Below are 22,441 nucleotides of genomic sequence, written 5' to 3' on the forward strand. Positions count from 1 at the left end.
GAGACCGGAGGGACTTGGTCGCCGGCCCTTGCCAGCGGTTCGGGACTGTTCGACCCGTCCGTCGACCCACCGGGAACCTATACCTATACCGTACCTTCCGCAAACACCGTGTGCCCAGACGCCTCGGCATCGGTCACCGTTGACATATTGGCGCCGCCATCCGCAGGTACCGACGGTACGTTGGAGATATGCCAGGGCGATACGACCACATTCGACCTGTTCAACAGCCTCGGCGGCTCGCCCGAGACCGGAGGGACTTGGTCGCCTGCCCTTGCCAGCGGTTCGGGACTGTTCGACCCGGCCGTAGACCCACCGGGAACCTATACCTATACTGTCGAACAAGGAGCTTGTAATCTCACTGACACATCTGAAGTTAATGTTAGTTTTGTAGAAAACCCAGATATCAATGGTCTACTAATAAGTATTCCTAATATTTGTTCTGGCGAAGACTTAGATATTTTACTATCAAATATGACTTTTATTGTTGATGGTAACTATTCGATTACTTATGAAGTCACAGGACCAAGCACTGTTAATGAGTCGGCAATCATATCCATTATAAATGGACAAACAACATTAACAATTCCTTCGAGTATTCTTAATTTAAATGGCACTTATCAATTTATAGTCACTGATTTTGCGAATGCAAATACTAGCTGCAGTGCTGATATAAGTTCACTTCAAGCTGTAAATTTTGAAATCTTTGAGACTATAACTCCAGAGCTTATAACAGATGGAAACGTCTTTTGCCTTGGCGAAGAACCCACAATTGAAGATTTATCCAATAATATCATTACGACGGGTTTAATTGAATGGTATTCCACACCAGACGGAGGGAACCCACTTAACACCGATGAGTTACTGCAAGATGGTAATACTTATTACGCTTCTACAACAACTGATAACGCTTGTTCCAGCTTTATACGACTAGAGGTGTCCGTAACTATTAGAGCTTGTGAAGAAGATTTATTAATTCCCGATGGTTTCTCCCCGAATGGAGATTCAATAAATGATACATTTTTAATTACAAATTTAGCCGAGTTGTATCCTAATTTTAAACTAAGCATTTATAATAGAAATGGGATTAAAATATATGAAGGTGATATTAATTCGCCTCTTTGGGATGGTACAACAACAACCAATCGCTTAGGTGGAGGTATTTTACCGGTAGGTGTTTATTTTTATATTTTAGATTTTAATGATGGTATAAAGGATGCAAAACAAGGTAGAGTTTATTTAAGCAGGTAATGGGGGAAATCAAAAACATACTAATTTTTATAATACTGCTTTTTTTAGTTGTATTTAAAGGCATGGCACAACAAGATGCTCAATATACTCAGTACATGTATAATATGAGTGTTATAAATCCGGCTTATGCAACAGATGACTCAGATATTATAAACTTTGGGTTGTTATATAGGGCTCAGTGGGTTGGAGCCGTGGGTGCTCCAAGTACGGGTTCGTTTTTTGCGCATTCAAAAATTGCCGAAAAATTAGAAGGTGGCTTATCAATAGTTCATGATCAAATTGGTGATGTTGTTAAAGACACGAATATGTTTTTTGATTTAACCTACGTCTTTCCTATAAGCTCTAACTCAAAATTATCTCTTGGAGTTAAAGCTGGACTTTCATTTTTTTCTACAGATTTCAATGGCTTTGTATATTCAGATCCTTTACCTGATCCTGCTTTTGCTGAAAATTTAAGTCGGGTTTTTCCTAACATAGGCACAGGTGCCTTCTACTTTACTGATAAATTTTATTTTGGTTTTTCAGCGCCAAATCTATTGCAGTCAAAACATTTGAATGACGACAGCGGTATTGTCACTCAAGGGTCTGAAGCTATTCATTATTTCATAACTAGTGGTTATGTTTTCAATTTAAATGAAAACACGAAACTTAAACCGGCATTTATGGCCAAGGCAGTAACTGGCGCGCCGCTAACACTAGACTTAACCACTAACGTCCTATTCAATGACAAAATTGAGTTAGGTGTGGCGTATAGAGTAAATGATGCAGTAAGTGGTCTCTTTAATTTGCGTATTTCTCAGTCTTTACGTGTAGGGTACGCTTATGATTACACTGTATCTAATTTAGGACGCTTTAATTCAGGTACACACGAAGTTATGCTATTGTTTGATCTATCAAAATCAGGTAGAGGATACGATAAATCACCAAGATTCTTTTAAATGAAAGCACCTTATCACAGACATATTATTTTATTGGTTTTAATTCTTGGTCAATTATGTATGGCGCAAAGTTCTAAATTAAAGAAAGCCAACAAACTTTTTCTAAATCGTGCATATTTTGAAGCGGCAACTATTTATGAGGACGTAGCGGACACTAAAGAGTCCTTGGTAAAATTGGGAGATTGCTATTATTATAATGGATTAATGGTTAAAGCTTCAAATACGTATTACAAAGCTTTAGGTAAAGATACTTTAGGGTTCTCTGATGACGTAAATTTTAGATATGCTCATGCCCTCTATGGAATGAATCAAATTGGAAGAGCTGATTCTATAATGGGTATTTTAAATGACAAACCAATAAATACAAAGAATTTTGTCAACCGTCTAAAGAACGGTGTTCCTTATAACTATAAGGTCGCTAAATTAAAGTCTGGAGGATTACCTGGTGATTTTGGTATGAACTTTTTCGGGAAAAATGTCGTTTTTTCTTCCACTAGAGATGCAAAAGGAAAGCTATATAAATGGAACGGTAAGCCTTACTTAGATCTTTTTCAAGCTGAATTAACGGATGACAACACACTGATAAATGTCGAACCTTTTGGTAAGACTATAAATTCCAGAACCCATGAAAGTAATGCCATTATTAGTAAGGACGGAAAAACAATGTACTTTTCTAGAACAAATGATAAGCGTTATGAAATTAACGAAGAAAAAATTGCTACCGTAAAATTGTTCAAAAGTGTATTAGGTGAAGATGGATGGTCAACCGCAGAGGAACTTCCTTTTTGCAGTAATCTTTATTCGGTACAACATCCATCACTAGATGAAGATAATAATCGTTTATACTTCTCGAGTGACATGCCCGGAGGATTTGGCTCTTTTGACATCTATTATGTAACCTTAAAAGAGGATGGATTTGGAGACCCCATAAATTTAGGTGGAAAAATAAATACCAAATACAGAGAGCAGTTCCCATTTTACAGCAATGATGATGTTCTATATTTTGCTTCTAATGGTCATCAGGGGTTAGGGGGCTTAGATATTTTTATGGCTGAAAAGAATTCTGTAGGTTGGGATACACCATTGAATTTAGGAGCCACCTTGAATACCAACGCTGATGACTTTTCATTTGCAGTCGATTCGAATACTGACAAAGGATTTATATCGTCTAACAGGGATGGTACCGACAATATGTATATTTTCACGAGGGAGGATAATTTGAGGACATATATTGTTGAAGGAAGCGTAATGGATAAAAATTCTAAAGAACTTTTGCCGAATACGCTTGTTAGGTTATTTGATGCCAACAATAAAGTCGTTGATTCTGTCACAGTGGGAGATGATGGTCGCTACTTATTCCGAACAAAACCAAACACCAAATATTTGATAGAAGGCTTTCGACCACTTTATATACCTTCTACGGTTGAATTTTCTACTGATGATTCTGGACGAATTGAGTTGAACATTGAACTAATACTAGAATCTTACGATGATGCTGAAGAAATAATTGTGGAAAAGGAAGACGGTTATGTTTACATTGAATTAGAGAACATTTATTTTGACTTAGATAAATGGGACATAAAACCTCAGGCTGCAAATACTTTGAACATCCTAGTAGATTTGATGAAAAAATATCCTAGGATGGAAGTACAATTAGGTGCCCATACCGATAGCAGAAGTTCTTTTGAATACAACTTAGAATTATCTAAAAATAGAGCTCAATCTGCCTTAGAATACATTATATCAAACGGCATAGAGAAGTCGAGGTTGACCGCTATTGGTTATGGCAAAAGTCGTTTACTAATAGATTGCGGCGATAACTGCACCGAGAACGAGCATGCCATAAACAGAAGGTGTGAATTTGTAATCGTTAAGTAATCCCTTCAACAGTCCACACCGATTATCCCTGATAAGCATTAGATTAAAGCTTTTTAGAGCTACTCATCCTTAAAATTGTGATAAATCATAATAGTATACAAATGTATTTCGTCGATACACCTTTAGTAAATATGCTTTTTATCGATGTTTTTTGCTTTTTATCGATTTTATAAAAAAGATATCTACTTAAAATATACCTTAAACACAGATTTAACCCCAAATCTATTACTTATTATGGACCAAAATGCTAACGTTTTCAGTAACGGAGCCCTTACTGTTACCTACGAGCCAAAATGCTGTGCAAACGCTGGTTTGTGTGCAAAGCAACTATCAAATGTTTTCAGACACTCTGTTATTCCTTGGATAAATCTAGAAGGAGCTGAGACCCAAGAGATTGTAAAACAAGTTCAAAAATGCCCATCTGGCGCCCTTAAGTTTTTTATTCACAAAAAGGAAGTCGCTTGATAAACATCCTTTAAGTTATTAATTGAAAAGAAAACCCTTTAGGTATTAGTCTAAAGGGTTTTCTTTTGAGTTAATCTATGTATAATTCAACTCAAACTGAATTAGAATATGATTTAACACATGATTATGCTTGTCCGGTTGGCCCAAAATTCAATGGAATTGGAGGTTGTTCGTAATCCTTGATTTCGCCATGCGCTTTTTCAAATCGTGCTACATTATCTCCCAGTGCCTTTAACAATCGTTTGGCGTGTTGTGGAGTTAATATAATACGAGACTTAACCTTACTTTTTGGAGTACCTGGCATAACACTAACAAAGTCTACTACAAACTCTGAAACCGAATGGTTTATAATTGCTAAGTTGGAATAAATCCCTTCAGCTATTTTTTCGTCTAATTCAATATTTATTTGACCCTTTTTCGGGCTCTTTTTTTCATCTGCCATTCTAAATGTGTTTAAGCTTCCATGAAAATGGATAGTTCATTAATTATGTCTACTAAAATAAAAAGCCTTTATACATCACTTTGTATAAAGGCTTTTTCAAATTTACTAATTCTCAAACCAATGAGACCCTGAAATTAACTCAGGATAAATTTTAACTCAGATTATGTTAACTCGTAAAAAGCAAGTTATACCTGAGTCTTATTTAATTAAAGTTCATTTCTTCCTTAGCCTTCATCATTTCATCAAACTCCTCTTTAGAACCTACTATAATGTTCTCGTAGTCCCTAACACCTGTACCAGCAGGTATTCTATGACCAACAATAACGTTCTCCTTAAGTCCTTCAAGAGTATCTATCTTACCATTTACGGCAGCTTCGTTAAGAACTTTCGTGGTTTCTTGGAATGAAGCCGCTGATATAAAGGATTTTGTTTGCAGCGAAGCTCGCGTAATACCCTGTAATATAGGTGTAGCTGTTGCAGGCTGTGCATCTCTCGCTGTTACGAGATTTTTATCCTCTCTTCTTAAGATAGAGTTTTCATCTCTTAACTGACGAAGGTTGATGATTTGTCCTGATTTTAAGTTCTCAGATTCTCCTGGGTCCTCTACGACCTTCATTCCAAAAATCTTATCATTTTCTTCAATGAAATCAGACTTATGGACTAACTGATTCTCTAAGAAAATTGTATCTCCTGAATCTATAATCCTCACTTTTCGCATCATTTGTCTCACGACAACCTCAAAGTGTTTATCATTGATTTTAACACCTTGTAATCGATATACTTCCTGAACTTCATTTACCAAATACTGCTGAACAGCTGAAGGCCCTTTAATATTCAAGATGTCATTTGGTGTAATTGAGCCATCTGATAGAGGCATACCTGCTTTTACATAATCATTTTCTTGAACAAGAATTTGGTTAGATAATTTTACAAGGTATTTTTTAATCTCTCCTAATTTGGACTCAATAATAATCTCACGGTTACCACGTTTAATTTTACCAAATGATACGACGCCATCAATCTCGCTTACAACAGCTGGATTAGACGGGTTACGCGCTTCAAACAACTCTGTTACACGCGGTAGACCACCTGTAATATCACCGGCTTTAGCAGATTTACGAGGTATCTTAACTAAGATTTTACCAATATCAATTTTATCTCCGTCGTCAATCATAATATGAGCTCCCACTGGAAGGTTATATGAACGAATGGTTTCACCTTTCTTATCTTCAATAAGTAATGTTGGAATCAACTTCTTATTTCTAGACTCTGAAATTACTTTTTCCTGGAACCCAGTTTGCTCATCAATCTCAACTTGATATGTAATTCCTTGCTCAATATTCTCATATTTCACCTTACCAGCGAATTCAGAAATAATCACACCATTATATGGATCCCATTGACAAATTAAATCACCCTTTTTCACTTTAGCACCAGGCTTCACGAAAATGTGAGACCCATAAGGTATATTATTTGTACTTAGAATAATTCCAGTTTTGGCATCAACTAACTTTAATTCAGAAGTTCTTGAAATTACTACGTCAACGTCATTTCCTTGATTATCTTTAGATTTGACTGTTTTTAAATCTTCGATTTCCGCAATTCCATCAAACTTGACTGTAAGTTTACTCTCTTCAGAAATATTACCTGCAATACCACCTACGTGGAACGTACGAAGCGTTAATTGTGTACCTGGCTCTCCAATAGATTGCGCAGCTACAACACCAACAGCTTCTCCTCGTTGAACCATTTTACCTGTAGCAAGATTTCTACCGTAACAACTTACACATATCCCTTTCTTAGCCTCACAAGTCAATGGCGAGCGAACTTCAATGGATTCCAAAGGGGAATCACCTATTCTTTTAGCTATAACATCATCAATATGATCACCAGCCTGAACTAATAATTCTTCTGTTAATGGATCGTAAACATCATTTAATGAGGTTCTACCCACGATTCTATCTTCTAGTTTTTCAACTATTTCTTCATTCTTCTTTAATGCAGAAACTTCAATTCCTCTCAGTGTACCACAATCTTCTTCATATACAATAACGTCTTGTGACACATCTACTAAACGACGTGTAAGGTATCCAGCATCTGCAGTTTTAAGTGCTGTATCTGCGAGACCTTTCCGTGCACCGTGTGTAGAAATAAAGTATTCTAAAATAGATAAACCTTCCTTAAAGTTTGAGAGAATTGGATTTTCAATAATCTCACCACCACCAGCATTAGATTTCTTTGGCTTGGCCATAAGACCACGCATACCTGTTAACTGACGAATCTGCTCTTTAGATCCACGAGCTCCAGAATCAAGCATCATATATACAGAGTTAAACCCTTGTTGGTCCTCTCTAATTCGCTTCATTGATAATTCCGTTAACTCAGCATTCGTTGAAGTCCAAATATCAATAACCTGATTATAACGCTCATTGTTGGTAATAAGACCCATATTATAATTGGCCATGATACCATCAACTTGCTTATTGGCAGCATCGATCATTCCTTGTTTTTCCTGAGGAATAATAATATCACCTAAACTAAAGGACAAACCTCCTTGAAAAGCAAATTTGTACCCTAAAGTTTTTATTTCGTCCAGGAAATCAGCGGTTTCAGGAACACTAGTTACTTTAAGGATTTTCCCAATAATATCTCTTAACGATTTCTTGGTCAACACCTCATTAACATAACCCGCAGCTTCTGGCACTTTTTCATTAAAAAGTACTCTTCCTACTGTAGTTTCAATAATTTGGGTAGTTAATTCACCTGCCTCATTAAAATCTTTAGTTCTAACCTTTATTCCTGCATTGAGATCAACCTTTTTCTCATTATAAGCAATAGTGACCTCTTCAGGAGAATAGAATGTTAAACCTTCACCTTTTACAGTATAATCCTTATCACTTTTACGCAACTTAGTCATGTAATATAAACCAAGAACCATATCCTGTGAAGGTACTGTAACGGGTGATCCGTTAGCCGGGTTAAGTATATTATGTGATGCCAACATTAAAAGTTGAGCTTCTAGAATAGCCTCCGGACCTAACGGTAAATGTACTGCCATTTGGTCACCATCGAAATCGGCATTAAAGGCCGTACACACTAATGGATGTAATTGAATGGCCTTACCTTCAATCAGCTTTGGCTGGAAAGCCTGGATTCCAAGACGGTGAAGTGTAGGAGCACGGTTTAGTAATACTGGGTGTCCTTTAAGGACATTCTCTAAGATATCCCAAACTACAGGCTCTTTTCTATCTATAATTTTCTTTGCAGACTTTACTGTCTTTACAATACCTCTTTCAATAAGTTTTCTAATGATAAAAGGTTTGTATAACTCAGCTGCCATATTTTTAGGCAATCCACATTCAAATAATTTTAATTCTGGTCCAACGACAATTACAGAACGTGCAGAATAGTCAACACGCTTACCCAATAAGTTTTGACGGAAACGTCCCTGCTTACCTTTAAGTGAATCTGATAGTGACTTTAATGGTCTGTTGGAGTCTGTTTTAACCGCTGAAGATTTACGTGTGTTGTCAAATAAAGAGTCTACAGATTCTTGCAACATACGTTTTTCATTACGCAAAATTACTTCTGGAGCTTTTATCTCAACTAATCTTTTAAGACGGTTATTACGTATAATTACACGACGGTAAAGATCATTTAAATCAGAGGTAGCAAAACGGCCACCATCTAGCGGAACTAGAGGTCTTAATTCTGGTGGAATAACAGGAACGGCCTTCATAATCATCCATTCCGGCTTATTCTCCCTATTCATATTAGACTCTCTAAACGCTTCTACAACCTGAAGACGCTTAAGCGCTTCTGTTTTACGTTGCTTAGAGGTTTCATTATTAGCCTTGTGTCTTAAATCATAAGATAATTGATCTAAATCAATTCGTGATAACAATTCAATCAGACACTCTGCACCCATTTTAGCAATGAATTTGTTAGGGTCCGAGTCTTCCAAGTATTGGTTTTCCTGAGGAAGAGATTCCAAAATATTTAAATACTCTTCTTCTGTAAGGAAATCCATTTTTTGAACGGGCTCACCTTCGGCATTTACTGCATTACCTGGTTGAATAACCACATAACGCTCGTAGTAGATTATCATATCTAATTTCTTAGATGGTAATCCGAGCAAATAACCAATTTTATTGGGTAACGATCTAAAGTACCAAATATGTGCCACGGGAACCACAAGATTAATGTGCCCTACACGGTCCCGACGTACCTTTTTCTCTGTAACTTCAACACCACAGCGGTCACAAACAATACCTTTGTAGCGTATTCTTTTATATTTACCACAAGCACACTCATAATCCTTCACAGGACCAAAAATTCGCTCACAGAACAAACCATCACGTTCTGGTTTGTGTGTTCGATAATTAATAGTTTCGGGTTTTAGTACCTCACCACGTGACGCCGCTAAAACGGACTCAGGTGATGCCAAACCGATAGAAATTTTATTAAATTTCACTACTGTATTCTTATCTTGTCTTCTAGCCATAATTTGTTATAGTCTTGATTCTCGGTACTCAGCAAACCGTTTAACGGTTTACTGAAACCTCGAACTACTTTTATTCTTCTAATCTAATATCTAATCCTAAACCTTTCAATTCGTGCATAAGTACGTTGAAGGATTCTGGAAGTCCTGGTTCTGGCATTGGCTCACCCTTAACGATAGCTTCGTAAGTTTTAGCTCTACCAATAACATCATCTGATTTTACAGTTAAGATCTCACGTAAGGTACTAGATGCTCCATAAGCCTCAAGTGCCCAAACCTCCATCTCACCAAAACGCTGACCACCAAACTGTGCTTTACCACCTAAAGGTTGTTGCGTAATTAATGAATATGGACCAATTGAACGTGCGTGCATCTTATCGTCAATCATATGACCTAGCTTAATCATATAAATAACACCAACAGTTGCCGCTTGGTCAAATCTTTGACCTGTTCCACCATCGTAAAGATAGGTATGACCAAATCTAGGAACTCCTGCTTCATCAGTTAACTCATTAATTTGATCTAAGGAAGCTCCGTCAAAAATAGGTGTAGCAAATGTTCTTCCTAAATTCTGACCTGCCCATCCCAATACGGTTTCATATATCTGACCGATATTCATACGAGATGGTACACCTAATGGGTTTAACACGATGTCAACTGGTGTTCCATCTTCAAGGAATGGCATATCTTCCTGTCTTACAATACGAGCAACAATACCTTTGTTACCGTGACGACCTGCCATCTTATCACCTACTTTCAGTTTACGCTTTTTAGCGATGTAAACTTTAGCAAGCTTAATTATACCAGCTGGTAACTCATCACCCACAGAAATTGTGAATTTTTCACGTCTTAAAGACCCTTGCAAATCATTCTCTTTTATCTTGTAGTTGTGGATTAAATCAGCAACCAATTCGTTAGTGTGGTCATCTGTTGTCCATTTACCAGAGGTCAAATGTGTATAGTCGTAAACAGCATTTAACATCTTTAAGGTATACTTCTTCCCTTTTGGAATGATTTCCTCACCTAAGTCGTTATAAATACCTTGTGCCGTTTTACCATTAACTATCGCGAAAAGCTTTTCAACTAAGATATTCTTTAAGTCATCGAAACGCTTATCATAAGCATTTTCTAATGCCTCAATGTCTTCCTTATCTTGAGCTCTCTTTCGCTTATCTTTTACAGCACGCGCAAAAAGTTTCTTATCGATTACAACACCATTCAATGATGGCGATGCTTTCAACGATGCATCTTTTACATCCCCAGCTTTATCACCAAATATAGCTCTAAGAAGTTTCTCTTCTGGTGTTGGATCTGACTCACCTTTTGGTGTAATCTTACCTATTAAGATATCTCCTGGTCTAATTTCAGCACCGATACGAATCATACCATTTTCATCCAAGTCTTTGGTAGCTTCCTCAGAAACATTTGGAATATCATTAGTTAACTCTTCATTACCTAATTTGGTATCCCTTACTTCTAAGGAGTATTCATCTATATGAATCGATGTAAATATGTCGTCGCGAACCACTTTTTCAGAAATAACTATGGCATCCTCAAAGTTATATCCTTTCCAAGGCATAAAGGCTACTTTCATATTTCTACCAAGAGCTAGTTCTCCATTTTGAGTGGCATAACCTTCGCAAAGAACCTGACCTTTAGAAACTTTATCACCTTTCTCCACGATAGGTTTTAAGTTAATAGATGTTCCTTGGTTAGTTTTTCTGAATTTCACTAATTGGTACTCTTTGGTATCACTATCAAAGCTTACCATAGCTTCTTCATCCGTACGTTCGTATTTGATAACTATTTTATCAGCATCAACGTATTCAACCACACCATTACCTTCTGCATTTATCAATACTCTAGAATCTGAAGCCACTTGTCTTTCTAACCCAGTACCAACGATTGGTGCTTCTGGACGTAACAAAGGAACTGCTTGACGCATCATGTTAGATCCCATAAGGGCACGGTTGGCGTCATCATGCTCCAAGAACGGTATAAGAGATGCCGAAATGGATGCAATTTGATTTGGCGCAACATCTGTATAGTTAACATTAGTTGGATCAATAACTGGGAAATCACCTTCCTGACGAGCAATGACCTTATCATGCTGAATCTTTCCTTTGCCATCAACTTCAACAGTTGCTTGAGCAATTAACATGTCTTCTTCTTCCTCTGCACTTAAATATGTCGGTGCATTTTTAATATCAACAACACCTGCTTCAACCTTGCGATATGGTGTTTCTATGAACCCCATTGCGTTTACTTTTGCATAAACAGAAAGTGAAGAGATTAATCCAATATTTGGTCCTTCTGGTGTTTCAATAGGACATAAACGCCCATAATGCGTATAATGAACGTCTCTAACCTCGAAGCCCGCTCTTTCTCTAGACAGACCACCTGGTCCAAGGGCCGATAAACGACGCTTATGCGTAATCTCTGCTAATGGATTAGTTTGATCCATAAACTGAGACAATTGGTTTGTACCGAAGAAAGAATTAATTACTGAAGACAAGGTCTTAGCGTTAATTAAATCAATTGGGGTAAATACCTCGTTATCACGAACGTTCATACGCTCACGAATGGTTCTTGCCATACGTGCTAAACCTACACCAAACTGTGATGACAACTGCTCACCTACCGTACGTACACGACGATTGGATAAGTGATCGATATCATCAATCTCAGCCTTAGAATTGATTAGCTCGATTAAATATTTTATAATGGTAATAATATCTTCCTTGGTCAATACTTGCTTGTCCATTCCGATATCAAGACCTAATTTTTTGTTCATTCTATAACGACCTACTTCTCCTAAAGAATAGCGTTGATCAGAAAAGAATAATTTGTCAATTATGCCACGAGCTGTTTCCTCATCTGGCGGCTCAGCATTACGTAATTGACGGTAAATATGTTCAACAGCCTCTTTTTCAGAGTTTGTTGGGTCTTTTTGTAATGTGTTATGAATGATTGCATAGTCCCCTTGCTGTGCACTTTCCTTATGCAATAGAATAGTTTTTACATCAGCTTCAAGGATTTCTTCAATATTATCTTTATCTATTACTGTATCGCGATCAAGAACGATTTCGTTTCTTTCAATCGATACTACCTCTCCCGTATCCTCATCAACAAAATCTTCGTGCCATGTATTCAACACACGCGCCGCTAGTTTACGACCTATTACTTTTTTCAATCCGGTTTTAGAAACTTTAACTTCTTCTGCAAGATCAAAAATTTCTAATATATCCTTATCACGTTCAAAACCGATAGCCCTGAACAAGGTTGTTACCGGTAACTTTTTCTTCCTATCAATATAAGCATACATGACGCTATTGATATCTGTAGCAAACTCTATCCAAGACCCCTTAAATGGAATTACCCTTGCAGAATATAGCTTTGTTCCGTTGGCATGAAATGACTGACTAAAGAAAACGCCAGGGGATCTATGTAATTGAGAAACAACAACGCGCTCAGCACCATTGATAACAAAGGTTCCGCTAGGTGTCATATATGGAATAGTTCCCAAATAAACATCTTGCACTATGGTCTCAAAATCCTCATGTTCAGGATCTGTACAATATAGCTTCAATCTTGCTTTTAATGGCACACTATAGGTTAATCCTCTCTCTATACATTCTTCAATAGTATATCTTGGAGGATCAATGAAGTAATCAAGAAATTCTAATACAAATTGATTACGAGTATCCGTGATTGGAAAATTCTCCATAAAGGTGTTATAGAGACCTTCATTTCCTCTTTCTTCTGACTTTGTTTCTAATTGGAAAAAATCCTGGAAGGATTTAATTTGGATATCCAAAAAGTCTGGGTAATCTGTTCTATTTACAATAGAAGAGAAATTAATTCTTTCAGCCTTTTTTGCTAACATTGATGAACGAGATTTTAATAAATAAAAACTAAAATATGTATATAACGTTTATATACACAAAAGGGTTTAAGTCTTATCCCGCAAAAAATTGCGGAATAGACCTAAACCATATATTGTAGGTTAAGGTTAGCTTACTTAAGCTCAACCTCAGCTCCAGCTTCTTCTAAAGAAGTTTTTAAGGCTTCAGCCTCATCTTTAGAAACACCTTCTTTAATTGTACTTGGTGCTTCGTCAACTAAACCTTTAGCATCTTTTAAACCTAAGCCAGTTAATTCCTTAACTAGTTTTACAACTGCTAATTTAGAGCCACCAGCAGCTTTCAATACTACATCAAATTCTGATTGTTCTTCAGCAGCTTCTCCACCGCCTGCAGCACCTCCACCTGCAGCAACTGCAACAGCAGCAGCGGCTGGCTCGATACCATACTCATCTTTTAATATAGTAGCTAATTCATTAACTTCTTTTACAGTTAAATTAACTAATTGTTCTGCGAAATCTTTTAAATCTGCCATTTTTTCTATTGTTTTAATGTGTGTGTGTTATTTAATTTTAAGTGTGTTTTAATTTTAATTACCCTTCTTTTTCAGATAATGTCTTAACAATTCCGGCTAATGTTCCTCCACCAGATTTAAGCGCTGAGATAACATTCTTAGCAGGAGATTGAAGTAATGATACAATCTCTCCAAGAAGTTCTTCTCTGGACTTAATATCAACTAAGGTGTCTAATAAATCATCGCCAATGTATACTGCCTCTTCAATAAAGGCGCCTTTCAACAACGGTTTTTCTGATTTCTTACGAAACTCCTTAATAACCTTTGCAGGGGCGTTACCTGTTTCCGAGTACATTACAGAGGTGTTTCCTTTTAAAGTTGTTGGCAACTCGCCAAAATCTCTATCAGAAGCATCCATTGCCTTTTCAAGCAATGTATTCTTAACCACTGATAGCTTTATATTAGATTTGAAACACGCCCTTCTCAGTCTTGAAGTAGCTGCTGCATCCAATCCAGAAATATCTGTTAAATAGATATTTGCGTTATCAGCTAATTGAGCAGTTAACTCTTCAATTACTTGGGATTTTTCTTCTCTTGTCATAATAATCTAAGTTTAACTACTATCCTATTTTTGTATCAATTGGAATACTTGGGCTCATTGTACTTGACATGTAAATACTTTTTACATAGGTCCCTTTTGCAGCTGTTGGTTTTAATTTCATTAAGGTAGTCAACAATTCATTTGCGTTTCCAACCAATTTATCAGCACTAAAAGATGCTTTTCCTATTGGTGCGTGCACGATGCCCGTTTTATCAACCTTAAAGTCAATTTTACCTGCTTTTACTTCACTAACTGCTTTTGCTACATCCATTGTAACTGTTCCAGTTTTTGGGTTTGGCATAAGACCTCTTGGCCCTAGTACTCTACCTAATGGTCCCAACTTACCCATGATGCTTGGCATAGTGACAATAACATCTACATCTGTCCAACCATCTTTTATTTTTTGTAAGTATTCATCTAATCCAACATAATCAGCGCCAGCTTCCTTGGCCTCGGCTTCCTTATCTGGAGTCACTAATGCTAAAACCTTCATGTCTTTACCCGTACCATGCGGTAACGAAACAACACCACGCACCATTTGATTGGCTTTACGCGGATCTACGCCTAATCTTACTGCTAAATCTACTGAAGCATCAAACTTGGTGTATGTGATTTCTTTTAGTAAAGCAGAAGCTTCTTCAATAGAGTAAACTTTGTTTCTATCTACTTTAGCCCTAGCTTCTTTTTGTTTTTTTGTTAATCTTGCCATTTCAAAAAATTTAGTTTGGAGCTTCACCTCCTTTAACAGTGATACCCATCGATCTTGCAGTACCAGCTACCATTTTCATAGCTGATTCAATCGTAAATGCATTTAAATCCTGCATTTTGTCTTCTGCAATAGCCTTTACTTGATCCCAAGTCACTTTAGCTATTTTTCGTCGGTTAGGTTCTCCTGATCCTTTCTTTACTTTGGCCGCTTCTAATAATTGCACTGCTGCTGGTGGTGTCTTGATTACAAAGTCAAATGATTTGTCCTTGAAAACAGAAATTACCACAGGTAATACTTTACCTGGCTTATCTTGGGTTCTAGCATTAAACTGCTTACAGAACTCCATGATATTAACTCCAGCGGCACCTAAAGCGGGTCCTACCGGTGGCGATGGATTCGCAGCACCTCCCCGAACTTGTAATTTAACTACTTTATCTAGTTCTTTTGCCATTTTTAAATGTTTAGTGCGTATGTCTCTAATTGGAAGCTAGATTGTACGCTATCTTTATTGTAACAATTATTATAATTTCTCTACTTGCATATAACTCAATTCTAATGGTGTTTTTCTTCCGAAAATCTTTACCATTACCTCGAGCTTGCGCTTTTCTTCATTTATCTTTTCTATGGTACCGTCAAAACCATTGAATGGTCCATCAATAACCTTAACTGTCTCTCCTTTAGTAAAAGGTATTGGTATATTAGAATCTGCTTCAATGGCTAATTCGTCAACCTTACCTAACATTCTATTGACTTCAGATTGTCTTAATGGTACGGGATCCCCTCCCTTTGTCTCACCTAAAAACCCAATAACGTTGGTGATGGATTTAATGATATGAGGAATTTCCCCACTTAAATTAGCCTGAATCATGATATATCCTGGAAAGTAAACCTTCTCTTTGTTTATTTTCTTTCCATTACGGATTTGAATTACCTTTTCAGTGGGCACCAAGACTTGGTCTACATAATCTTTTAAACCTAATCTGGATATTTCATTCTCTATATAGGTCTTAATTTTATTTTCTTGACCACTTACGGCTCTAACAACATACCATTTTTTTTCTGACATCTTCTTTTCCTTTTGTTTAGTTGTTAGTTTATGAATTCAAAATAAGCCTTTACCGCACGGCTAAAAACTGTATCCACTCCCCAAATAGCTAAAGAAAAAATAATTGAAAATACCGCAACAATAACTGTTAATCGTTGAGCTTCTGGCCAAGGTGTCCATGACACATTGTTTTTCAACTCTTCGAATGATTCCTTTATATATGTTATTAATCCTGCCATTTGATATATGTTTTGGGTTTACTCATAACCCACTTTTTACTTGCACGGGTTGCGAGACTCGAACTCACGACACCTGGTTTTGGAGACCAGTGCTCTACCAACTGAGCTAAACCCGTAAATAATAATCAAGGCATCCCGAATTTCGGGATACCTTAATTATGGATTTAATTAATAGTTTAGTCCAGTATTTCAGTAACCTGACCAGCACCAACTGTACGTCCACCCTCACGGATAGCGAAACGTAAACCTACGTTCATTGCAATTGGTTGTATTAACTCAACAGTAATAGTTAAGTTATCACCAGGCATAACCATTTCTACTCCATCAGGAAGGATAATGTTTCCTGTTACATCAGTTGTACGAACATAGAACTGAGGACGGTAGTTATTGTGGAATGGCGTGTGACGTCCACCTTCTTCTTTTTTCAAGATATACACCTCAGCTTTAAATTTCGCATGTGGTGTTACTGAACCAGGCTTAGTAATAACCATACCTCTTGAGATTTGAGTTTTCTCAATACCTCTTAATAAGATACCAGCATTATCACCAGCTTCACCTCTATCTAATATTTGACGGAACATTTCGATACCAGTAATAGTCGAGGTTAATTTCTCAGCACCCATACCAATAATTTCTACCGGATCTCCTGTTTTAGCTACACCAGTCTCTATACGACCAGTAGCAACAGTACCACGACCAGTAATAGAGAATACGTCTTCAATTGGCATTAGGAAAGGCTTATCCATATCACGAACAGGCTCCTCAATCCAGCTATCAACAGCTTCCATTAATTCCAATACGGTATCTACCCACTTTTGCTCACCATTTAAAGCTCCTAAAGCAGAACCTGAAACCACAGGACCATTGTCACCGTCATACTCGTAGAAATTTAATAAATCTCTAACTTCCATATCTACTAATTCTAAAAGCTCCTCATCGTCAACCATATCAACTTTGTTTAAGAAAACAACGATACGAGGAATACCTACCTGACGACCTAATAAGATGTGCTCACGTGTTTGTGGCATAGGACCATCCGTTGCAGCAACAACTAATATAGCACCATCCATCTGAGCAGCACCTGTTACCATGTTCTTTACGTAATCCGCGTGACCTGGACAGTCAACGTGAGCATAGTGACGGTTAGCTGTTTGATATTCTACGTGAGATGTATTAATTGTAATACCTCTTTCCTTCTCTTCTGGTGCATTATCAATTTGATCAAATGATTTTGCTTCTGAAAAACCTGCATCAGCTAATACTTTAGTAATAGCAGCAGTTAAAGTTGTTTTACCGTGATCTACGTGTCCAATAGTACCTATGTTTAAGTGTGGTTTTGAACGATCGAAAGTTGCCTTTGCCATGTTTTAATTTATTTATCTTATTTAATATTAGTGTTCAATTGTTAATTCTAATTCTACTTTTAGAAAAAAGAGCCAATGACGAGATTTGAACTCGTGACCTCTTCCTTACCAAGGAAACGCTCTACCCCTGAGCTACACCGGCGTAAAGTGTTTACTTCCTCATTTAATCTAAATGAGATTCCTGCCTTCGCAGGAATTTTAGAGCTAGAGAACTAACTAGCCTCTATTCTGTACGCTCTATTTAAACACAAACTTTTACAGTTTACTGTTTATTTTTAGAGCGGGAGACCGGGTTCGAACCGGCGACATTCAGCTTGGAAGGCTGACGCTCTACCAACTGAGCTACTCCCGCATAATATTAAGTTTCCTCAATTCTTATGGTATCAATATTTCAAATCAACTTATACTACTAGCTTTTTTTTCAGTTTGGACTCAAATCAAAAGGAACAGTAATCTAGTTCCAAATAATTTTCTACCTCTCTTTAAAAGCTATGTTGGGCAATCTTTACCTAAAAACTGCTTGTGGGGAGAGCAGGATTCGAACCTGCGAAGGTGAAAACCAACAGATTTACAGTCTGTCCTCGTTGGCCGCTTGAGTATCTCCCCAATTTTGTCCTAATTTAAAAATCCAAAAGCGGACTAAAATGGACTTTTAAAAGAGCCGATAGAGGGACTCGAACCCACGACCTGCTGATTACAAATCAGCTGCTCTAGCCAGCTGAGCTATATCGGCTTTTAAAGCTTTTTTACACTAAAAAATGACCATAAAAAAGTCCGCTATTTCTAACGGACTGCAAATGTAGTGTTTTATTTTTTTATTCAAAACATTTTTGAATTTTTTTTGACTAGGCTCTAGCCCTTAATTTTTGCTTACGCTTTTTAATTTGTCTTTCTAATGAAGCAATGGCTATATCTGCTCCTTCTTCAAATGTTTTACATTGTTTTTTTACAATAAAACTATCACCTGGAACACTCACCTTAGCTTCAAAAATCTTGTTTTCTTTGTCACTCGTATTTAATACTTTCAAATAAACATCAGATTGGATTATTTTATCGTAAAATAAATCTAATTTATCCATACGCTTCTGAATGAAATCAATTAGTTTTCTATCTGCTGTGAAATTTACAGATTGGGTGTTTACTTTCATACCTTAATTTTTAAGTTAAACATCAAAATTCAATACACTAGTTACAATTCACTGTGTTGAGACTAGTAACTTACTTTAGTTTCTTGGATGCGATTTAGCATAAACTTTTTTTAATTCCGCTATACTACTATGGGTGTAAACTTGTGTCGCTGCTAAACTGGTATGTCCAAGAAGTTCTTTTACTGCATTTAAGTCTGCACCTCCGTTTAATAAGTGTGTCGCAAATGAGTGCCTCAATACATGAGGACTACATTTCGCTTTAGAAGATACCTGACTAAGGTACTTATTTATTATTCTGTAAACAAGTGTTTCATAAATTTTAAGACCTTTCTTTGTTAAGAGCAAGAACTCCTTATCATTTATAGAAGCTAGCTTAGACCTATAGTCTAAATATACTTTTAAGGAGTGTAATGTCGAATCTATAAGTGGTATATATCTTTCTTTATTTCGCTTTCCAAGAACCTTGAGCTGTCTGCGTTGAAAATCTATATCTGATAGTTTAAGATTAACCAGCTCAATACGCCTTATGCCCGTTGCATAAAACAAATCAATTATCAGATGGTCCCTTGAAGATTCAAAGTCAGTAATCTCAATATAGTTTTCGAGTACGCTTTTCAATTCGGCCTCAGAAAATGGTAATTCTATTTTCCTTGCAGCTTTAAGTGCCCTGTGCTGTTTTAATGGATTGATTTTTATTTGTTGGGCTTTCTGTAAAAATTTATAATATGCATTTAGCGATGAAATTTTCCTGTTAATAGATCTATTTTTAATTCCAGATTCAACCATTGTTACAATCCACTGTCTAATTTCAGGATAATCTACATTAACCACATCGATGGAATCATGCTGGTCATTCAAAAATTCCTGAAATAGCTCAATATCCCTCAAATAAGCCTTAGCGGTATGCTCTGAATATTTCTTTTCTAACAATAGATAATCGGAAAATGCTGTTATACTCAACCTTACATGAATTTTCTTAAATATAACTATTTGATTGCTTTCTTATGATATAAAACAAAAAAATCCTGTTATAATAACAGGATTTAAGCCATTCAATTCTACCGTTAAGATAATTCTTTATCTCTTAGGGCCTGAATGTATTCTGCTTTTTGAAGTTGTCTTCTTTTTTCTACAGAAGGTTTGGTAAATTCCTTTCGCATTTGTAGTTGGCGCCTAGCACCTGTTTTGTCAAACTTTCTTTTATAGCGCTTTAAAGCTCTCTCAATATTTTCCCCTTCGTTTAACTGGACTATTAACATGGTATCTTAACCTCCTCTCTTTTAAAAATTGCGGCGCAAATATATGATGTTTGTAAAATAATTACAATCGAAATTGAAAATTTAAGTTGATGTTTGTAGTCTTTGTCGTCTCTTACCATGTTGGCAATAATCTGAGACAACTTTCGCCAATCTGCGTAACAACTTATGTCACTGGCTTATAATCTTTCTCGTCAATCACCATCTTGGCGATAATTTCCCTTAAAATTTCAGAAGTGCCGCCACCGATAGGCCCTAAACGGCTATCTCTAGACATACGAGCGAGAGGATACTCTTCCATATACCCATAACCTCCTAAAAATTGAAGACATTGATAAATAACATCATCTGCCATTTTTGTGGATTGTAATTTAGACATTGTAGCTTCTTTAACAACGTAATGCCCCATATCCAATCGCTTGGCCACATAGTAATTAAACTGTTTGCAAATCTCCATTTGTGTCTCACAGTCGGCATAAGTATGCCTTAAGGCTTGAAACTTATCGATTGTTTTACCAAATGCAGTTCTTTCGCTCATGTACTGCTTCGCATATTCCAAAGCAAATTCAGCTCTTGCGTGGGCATTGATTCCCATAATTAAGCGTTCTAAAGCAAAATGCTGCATTATATATGGAAAGCCTTGATTTTCCTCCCCCATTAAATGTGATACTGGGATTTCAACATTATCAAACGCAATTTCTCCAGTATCAGAAGCGCGCCAACCCAATTTATCTAATTTGGTGGCAGAAATACCAGGTGTATCACGATCAATTACAAATATGCTAATACCCTTATTACCTAGTTCTGGCTTTGTTTTAGCTGCAACAACCAGGTAGTCACTGTATACGCCATTTGTAATAAATGTTTTTGAACCATTTATAACATAGGTGTCTCCTTTTTTAACTGCTGTTGTTCTCATACCTGCAACGTCACTTCCTCCAAAGGGTTCAGTAATACAAAGGCACCCCACCATATCGCCACTAATGCTTGCCGTGAGGTATTTTTCCTTAATTGCCTCATCACCTTCTTTATTGATATGAGTCATTGCTAAATAAACATGTGCCCAAATAGCTGCTGCGAAACCACCTGAATTTATTCGTTGTAATTCCTCTAGCAAAATAACCGTATAAAATAAATCCAAATCCAGACCACCGTACTTCTCAGGATAAGCTAAACCAAAATAGCCCATATCGCCAAATTTTTTCCAAATGAAGCGTTCTATCTGACCTGTCTTTTCCCATTTTTCTATATAAGGGACTACCTCTTTTTGTAGAAATTCACGTAGACTTTCTCTAAACATTTCGTGCTCTTCGGTAAAGTATAGATTCGGCATTTTTTAATGATTTTATTTACAAATGCAAATATAACTTAATAATCTCTAATTTTTTTACTGGAAATTGTTCAACTTTTGTTAATTCCTCAAAAGATTTAAAGCCTTCTCGTAAGGTCCTTTCCTCAATAATACTGTTGGCTATTTCATAATCAATGTACTTAATGGTTACCAATTCATCTCGCGTTGCCGTATTCAGGTTTAGCTTTTTTATTGGCCTTGGGGTTTTTACTGTAAACTCTTGCTTAATACGTTCAATAACCTCTGTGGTTAAGCCATAAACTTCGGTCAGTTCAATATCGTCATGAAATCCGTCCGCAAACTTATCCCTGTAATTCATGATCCTTTGAGAAAGTTTTTCACCCACCCCATATACCTTTTGCAATTGTAAAGCCGTTGCTTTATTGAGATCTATTTTTTGGTCAAAGGTTTTTGGTTTATCAAATGAAGTATAGGAATTGGGCGCAGATTGATTTTTTTGTCTGGGCTTATTTACCCAGCTAGGAAATTTGAAATAAGGTGATATTTTGTCTAATAAAGAGTCTGAAATACCAGTAACTGTCTTAAACTGTTCTTTTGAATTTATCCATTGATCTCTTTCCCTATAGTTATGCAACCTGTCAATTTCCTCATTAGACATTCCCAGTGTATAGCCCTTGTAATCTGTAATGAAATTAGGGTTAAAGGGATAAATTTGTGGTTGTCCCTTTTCGATTTCAACTATCCTTAAGGAATCTAACTCTTTTCTGAAGCTATGTATTTCCTCTAGGTCTTCTATTAAAGGAGGGTCTGCATCGTCTGAGAACCAATAAAAGCATTGTGCGCTAACAATGACAGCAAGCAATAAAAAAATCCCATTTCGTTCTTGGTTAGAGAATTGGAAATGGGATTTCATAGTTT

General features: G+C 36.7%; 19 protein-coding genes and 5 tRNA genes. 4 read left to right on the forward strand and 20 right to left on the reverse strand.

Annotated elements, in window-relative coordinates; genetic code table 11:
* The 4 genes from CA834_RS05810 to CA834_RS05825 all read left to right on the forward strand — a co-directional run.
* Nucleotides 1-1,248 (forward strand): gliding motility-associated C-terminal domain-containing protein (locus CA834_RS05810; RefSeq protein ID WP_133085458.1); only part of this gene is annotated, 1,248 nt, incomplete at its 5' end.
* A complete protein-coding gene (locus CA834_RS05815; protein ID WP_094967753.1) occupies nucleotides 1,248-2,186 on the forward strand; it encodes a PorP/SprF family type IX secretion system membrane protein in 939 nt (312 codons plus the stop codon). The genes CA834_RS05810 and CA834_RS05815, both read left to right, overlap by 1 nt.
* Nucleotides 2,187-4,064: an OmpA family protein gene (locus CA834_RS05820; RefSeq protein WP_094967754.1), complete on the forward strand. Its 1,878-nt coding sequence runs from the start codon at nucleotides 2,187-2,189 to the stop codon at nucleotides 4,062-4,064.
* Nucleotides 4,065-4,208: 144 nt separating this feature from the next.
* Nucleotides 4,209-4,529 (forward strand): (4Fe-4S)-binding protein, encoded by a 321-nt coding sequence (locus tag CA834_RS05825; RefSeq protein ID WP_240507494.1) that lies wholly within the window; start codon nucleotides 4,209-4,211, stop codon nucleotides 4,527-4,529.
* Between the two features lie 124 nt (nucleotides 4,530-4,653).
* Here CA834_RS05825 and CA834_RS05830 read toward each other — a convergent pair whose 3' ends face one another.
* From CA834_RS05830 to CA834_RS05925, 20 genes are all read right to left on the reverse strand, one after another.
* A complete protein-coding gene (locus CA834_RS05830; RefSeq protein ID WP_094967755.1) occupies nucleotides 4,654-4,971 on the reverse strand; it encodes a DUF3467 domain-containing protein in 318 nt (105 codons plus the stop codon).
* Nucleotides 4,972-5,173: 202 nt separating this feature from the next.
* Entirely contained in the window at nucleotides 5,174-9,475 is a 4,302-nt protein-coding gene (rpoC, locus tag CA834_RS05835; protein ID WP_094967756.1) for a DNA-directed RNA polymerase subunit beta', read from the reverse strand.
* Between the two features lie 70 nt (nucleotides 9,476-9,545).
* The gene (gene rpoB, locus CA834_RS05840; protein WP_094967757.1) at nucleotides 9,546-13,358 is read right to left on the reverse strand and encodes a DNA-directed RNA polymerase subunit beta; all 3,813 of its coding nucleotides are present in this window, start codon (nucleotides 13,356-13,358) and stop codon (nucleotides 9,546-9,548) included.
* 131 nt (nucleotides 13,359-13,489) lie between these two features.
* Nucleotides 13,490-13,870 carry a 50S ribosomal protein L7/L12 gene (rplL, locus tag CA834_RS05845; RefSeq protein ID WP_094967758.1) on the reverse strand — a complete coding sequence of 127 codons (381 nt, stop codon included), beginning with the start codon at nucleotides 13,868-13,870 and terminating at the stop codon, nucleotides 13,490-13,492.
* 58 nt (nucleotides 13,871-13,928) lie between these two features.
* Nucleotides 13,929-14,450 (reverse strand): 50S ribosomal protein L10, encoded by a 522-nt coding sequence (gene rplJ / locus CA834_RS05850; protein ID WP_094967759.1) that lies wholly within the window; start codon nucleotides 14,448-14,450, stop codon nucleotides 13,929-13,931.
* Nucleotides 14,451-14,469: 19 nt separating this feature from the next.
* Nucleotides 14,470-15,159: a 50S ribosomal protein L1 gene (rplA, locus tag CA834_RS05855; RefSeq protein WP_094967760.1), complete on the reverse strand. Its 690-nt coding sequence runs from the start codon at nucleotides 15,157-15,159 to the stop codon at nucleotides 14,470-14,472.
* Nucleotides 15,160-15,169: 10 nt separating this feature from the next.
* On the reverse strand, nucleotides 15,170-15,610 hold the full coding sequence (gene rplK, locus CA834_RS05860) for a 50S ribosomal protein L11 (protein WP_094967761.1): 441 nt from the start codon (nucleotides 15,608-15,610) through the stop codon (nucleotides 15,170-15,172).
* A gap of 69 nt (nucleotides 15,611-15,679) precedes the next feature.
* Nucleotides 15,680-16,225, reverse strand: coding sequence for a transcription termination/antitermination protein NusG (gene nusG / locus CA834_RS05865; protein ID WP_094967762.1), 546 nt, complete (start codon nucleotides 16,223-16,225; stop codon nucleotides 15,680-15,682).
* Between the two features lie 23 nt (nucleotides 16,226-16,248).
* On the reverse strand, nucleotides 16,249-16,443 hold the full coding sequence (secE, locus tag CA834_RS05870) for a preprotein translocase subunit SecE (protein WP_094967763.1): 195 nt from the start codon (nucleotides 16,441-16,443) through the stop codon (nucleotides 16,249-16,251).
* A 43-nt stretch (nucleotides 16,444-16,486) separates the two neighbouring features.
* A tRNA-Trp gene (locus CA834_RS05875) sits at nucleotides 16,487-16,559 on the reverse strand.
* 60 nt (nucleotides 16,560-16,619) lie between these two features.
* Nucleotides 16,620-17,807, reverse strand: a complete 1,188-nt coding sequence (gene tuf, locus CA834_RS05880; RefSeq protein WP_094967764.1) for an elongation factor Tu — start codon at nucleotides 17,805-17,807, stop codon at nucleotides 16,620-16,622.
* Between the two features lie 70 nt (nucleotides 17,808-17,877).
* Nucleotides 17,878-17,949, reverse strand: a tRNA-Thr gene (locus tag CA834_RS05885).
* A 137-nt stretch (nucleotides 17,950-18,086) separates the two neighbouring features.
* Nucleotides 18,087-18,159, reverse strand: a tRNA-Gly gene (locus CA834_RS05890).
* A 171-nt stretch (nucleotides 18,160-18,330) separates the two neighbouring features.
* Nucleotides 18,331-18,413 (reverse strand) — tRNA-Tyr (locus tag CA834_RS05895).
* Nucleotides 18,414-18,466: 53 nt separating this feature from the next.
* Nucleotides 18,467-18,540, reverse strand: a tRNA-Thr gene (locus tag CA834_RS05900).
* Between the two features lie 112 nt (nucleotides 18,541-18,652).
* Nucleotides 18,653-18,955, reverse strand: coding sequence for an HPF/RaiA family ribosome-associated protein (locus CA834_RS05905; protein ID WP_094967765.1), 303 nt, complete (start codon nucleotides 18,953-18,955; stop codon nucleotides 18,653-18,655).
* 75 nt (nucleotides 18,956-19,030) lie between these two features.
* Complete coding sequence (locus CA834_RS05910; protein ID WP_094967766.1) at nucleotides 19,031-19,915, reverse strand: tyrosine-type recombinase/integrase; 885 nt, start codon at nucleotides 19,913-19,915, stop codon at nucleotides 19,031-19,033.
* 104 nt (nucleotides 19,916-20,019) lie between these two features.
* The gene (gene rpsU / locus CA834_RS05915; RefSeq protein WP_094967767.1) at nucleotides 20,020-20,214 is read right to left on the reverse strand and encodes a 30S ribosomal protein S21; all 195 of its coding nucleotides are present in this window, start codon (nucleotides 20,212-20,214) and stop codon (nucleotides 20,020-20,022) included.
* 163 nt (nucleotides 20,215-20,377) lie between these two features.
* Nucleotides 20,378-21,544 (reverse strand): acyl-CoA dehydrogenase family protein, encoded by a 1,167-nt coding sequence (locus tag CA834_RS05920; RefSeq protein WP_094967768.1) that lies wholly within the window; start codon nucleotides 21,542-21,544, stop codon nucleotides 20,378-20,380.
* Between the two features lie 16 nt (nucleotides 21,545-21,560).
* Complete coding sequence (locus CA834_RS05925) at nucleotides 21,561-22,436, reverse strand: ComEA family DNA-binding protein (RefSeq protein ID WP_094967769.1); 876 nt, start codon at nucleotides 22,434-22,436, stop codon at nucleotides 21,561-21,563.
* Between the last annotated feature and the right edge of the window lie 5 nt (nucleotides 22,437-22,441).

The sequence above is a fragment of the Winogradskyella aurantia genome (assembly GCF_002266855.1).
GTDB classification, from domain to species: Bacteria; Bacteroidota; Bacteroidia; order Flavobacteriales; family Flavobacteriaceae; genus Winogradskyella; species Winogradskyella aurantia.

Coding starts and splice junctions, on each gene's coding strand:
- CA834_RS05815 (WP_094967753.1), top strand. CDS start 1,248: ATGGGGGAAATCAAAAACATACTAATTTTTATAATACTGCTTTTTTTA.
- CA834_RS05820 (WP_094967754.1), top strand. CDS start 2,187: ATGAAAGCACCTTATCACAGACATATTATTTTATTGGTTTTAATTCTT.
- CA834_RS05825 (WP_240507494.1), top strand. CDS start 4,209: ATGTTTTTTGCTTTTTATCGATTTTATAAAAAAGATATCTACTTAAAA.
- CA834_RS05830 (WP_094967755.1), bottom strand. CDS start 4,971: ATGGCAGATGAAAAAAAGAGCCCGAAAAAGGGTCAAATAAATATTGAA.
- rpoC (WP_094967756.1), bottom strand. CDS start 9,475: ATGGCTAGAAGACAAGATAAGAATACAGTAGTGAAATTTAATAAAATT.
- rpoB (WP_094967757.1), bottom strand. CDS start 13,358: ATGTTAGCAAAAAAGGCTGAAAGAATTAATTTCTCTTCTATTGTAAAT.
- rplL (WP_094967758.1), bottom strand. CDS start 13,870: ATGGCAGATTTAAAAGATTTCGCAGAACAATTAGTTAATTTAACTGTA.
- rplJ (WP_094967759.1), bottom strand. CDS start 14,450: ATGACAAGAGAAGAAAAATCCCAAGTAATTGAAGAGTTAACTGCTCAA.
- rplA (WP_094967760.1), bottom strand. CDS start 15,159: ATGGCAAGATTAACAAAAAAACAAAAAGAAGCTAGGGCTAAAGTAGAT.
- rplK (WP_094967761.1), bottom strand. CDS start 15,610: ATGGCAAAAGAACTAGATAAAGTAGTTAAATTACAAGTTCGGGGAGGT.
- nusG (WP_094967762.1), bottom strand. CDS start 16,225: ATGTCAGAAAAAAAATGGTATGTTGTTAGAGCCGTAAGTGGTCAAGAA.
- secE (WP_094967763.1), bottom strand. CDS start 16,443: ATGGCAGGATTAATAACATATATAAAGGAATCATTCGAAGAGTTGAAA.
- tuf (WP_094967764.1), bottom strand. CDS start 17,807: ATGGCAAAGGCAACTTTCGATCGTTCAAAACCACACTTAAACATAGGT.
- CA834_RS05905 (WP_094967765.1), bottom strand. CDS start 18,955: ATGAAAGTAAACACCCAATCTGTAAATTTCACAGCAGATAGAAAACTA.
- rpsU (WP_094967767.1), bottom strand. CDS start 20,214: ATGTTAATAGTCCAGTTAAACGAAGGGGAAAATATTGAGAGAGCTTTA.
- CA834_RS05920 (WP_094967768.1), bottom strand. CDS start 21,544: ATGCCGAATCTATACTTTACCGAAGAGCACGAAATGTTTAGAGAAAGT.
- CA834_RS05925 (WP_094967769.1), bottom strand. CDS start 22,436: ATGAAATCCCATTTCCAATTCTCTAACCAAGAACGAAATGGGATTTTT.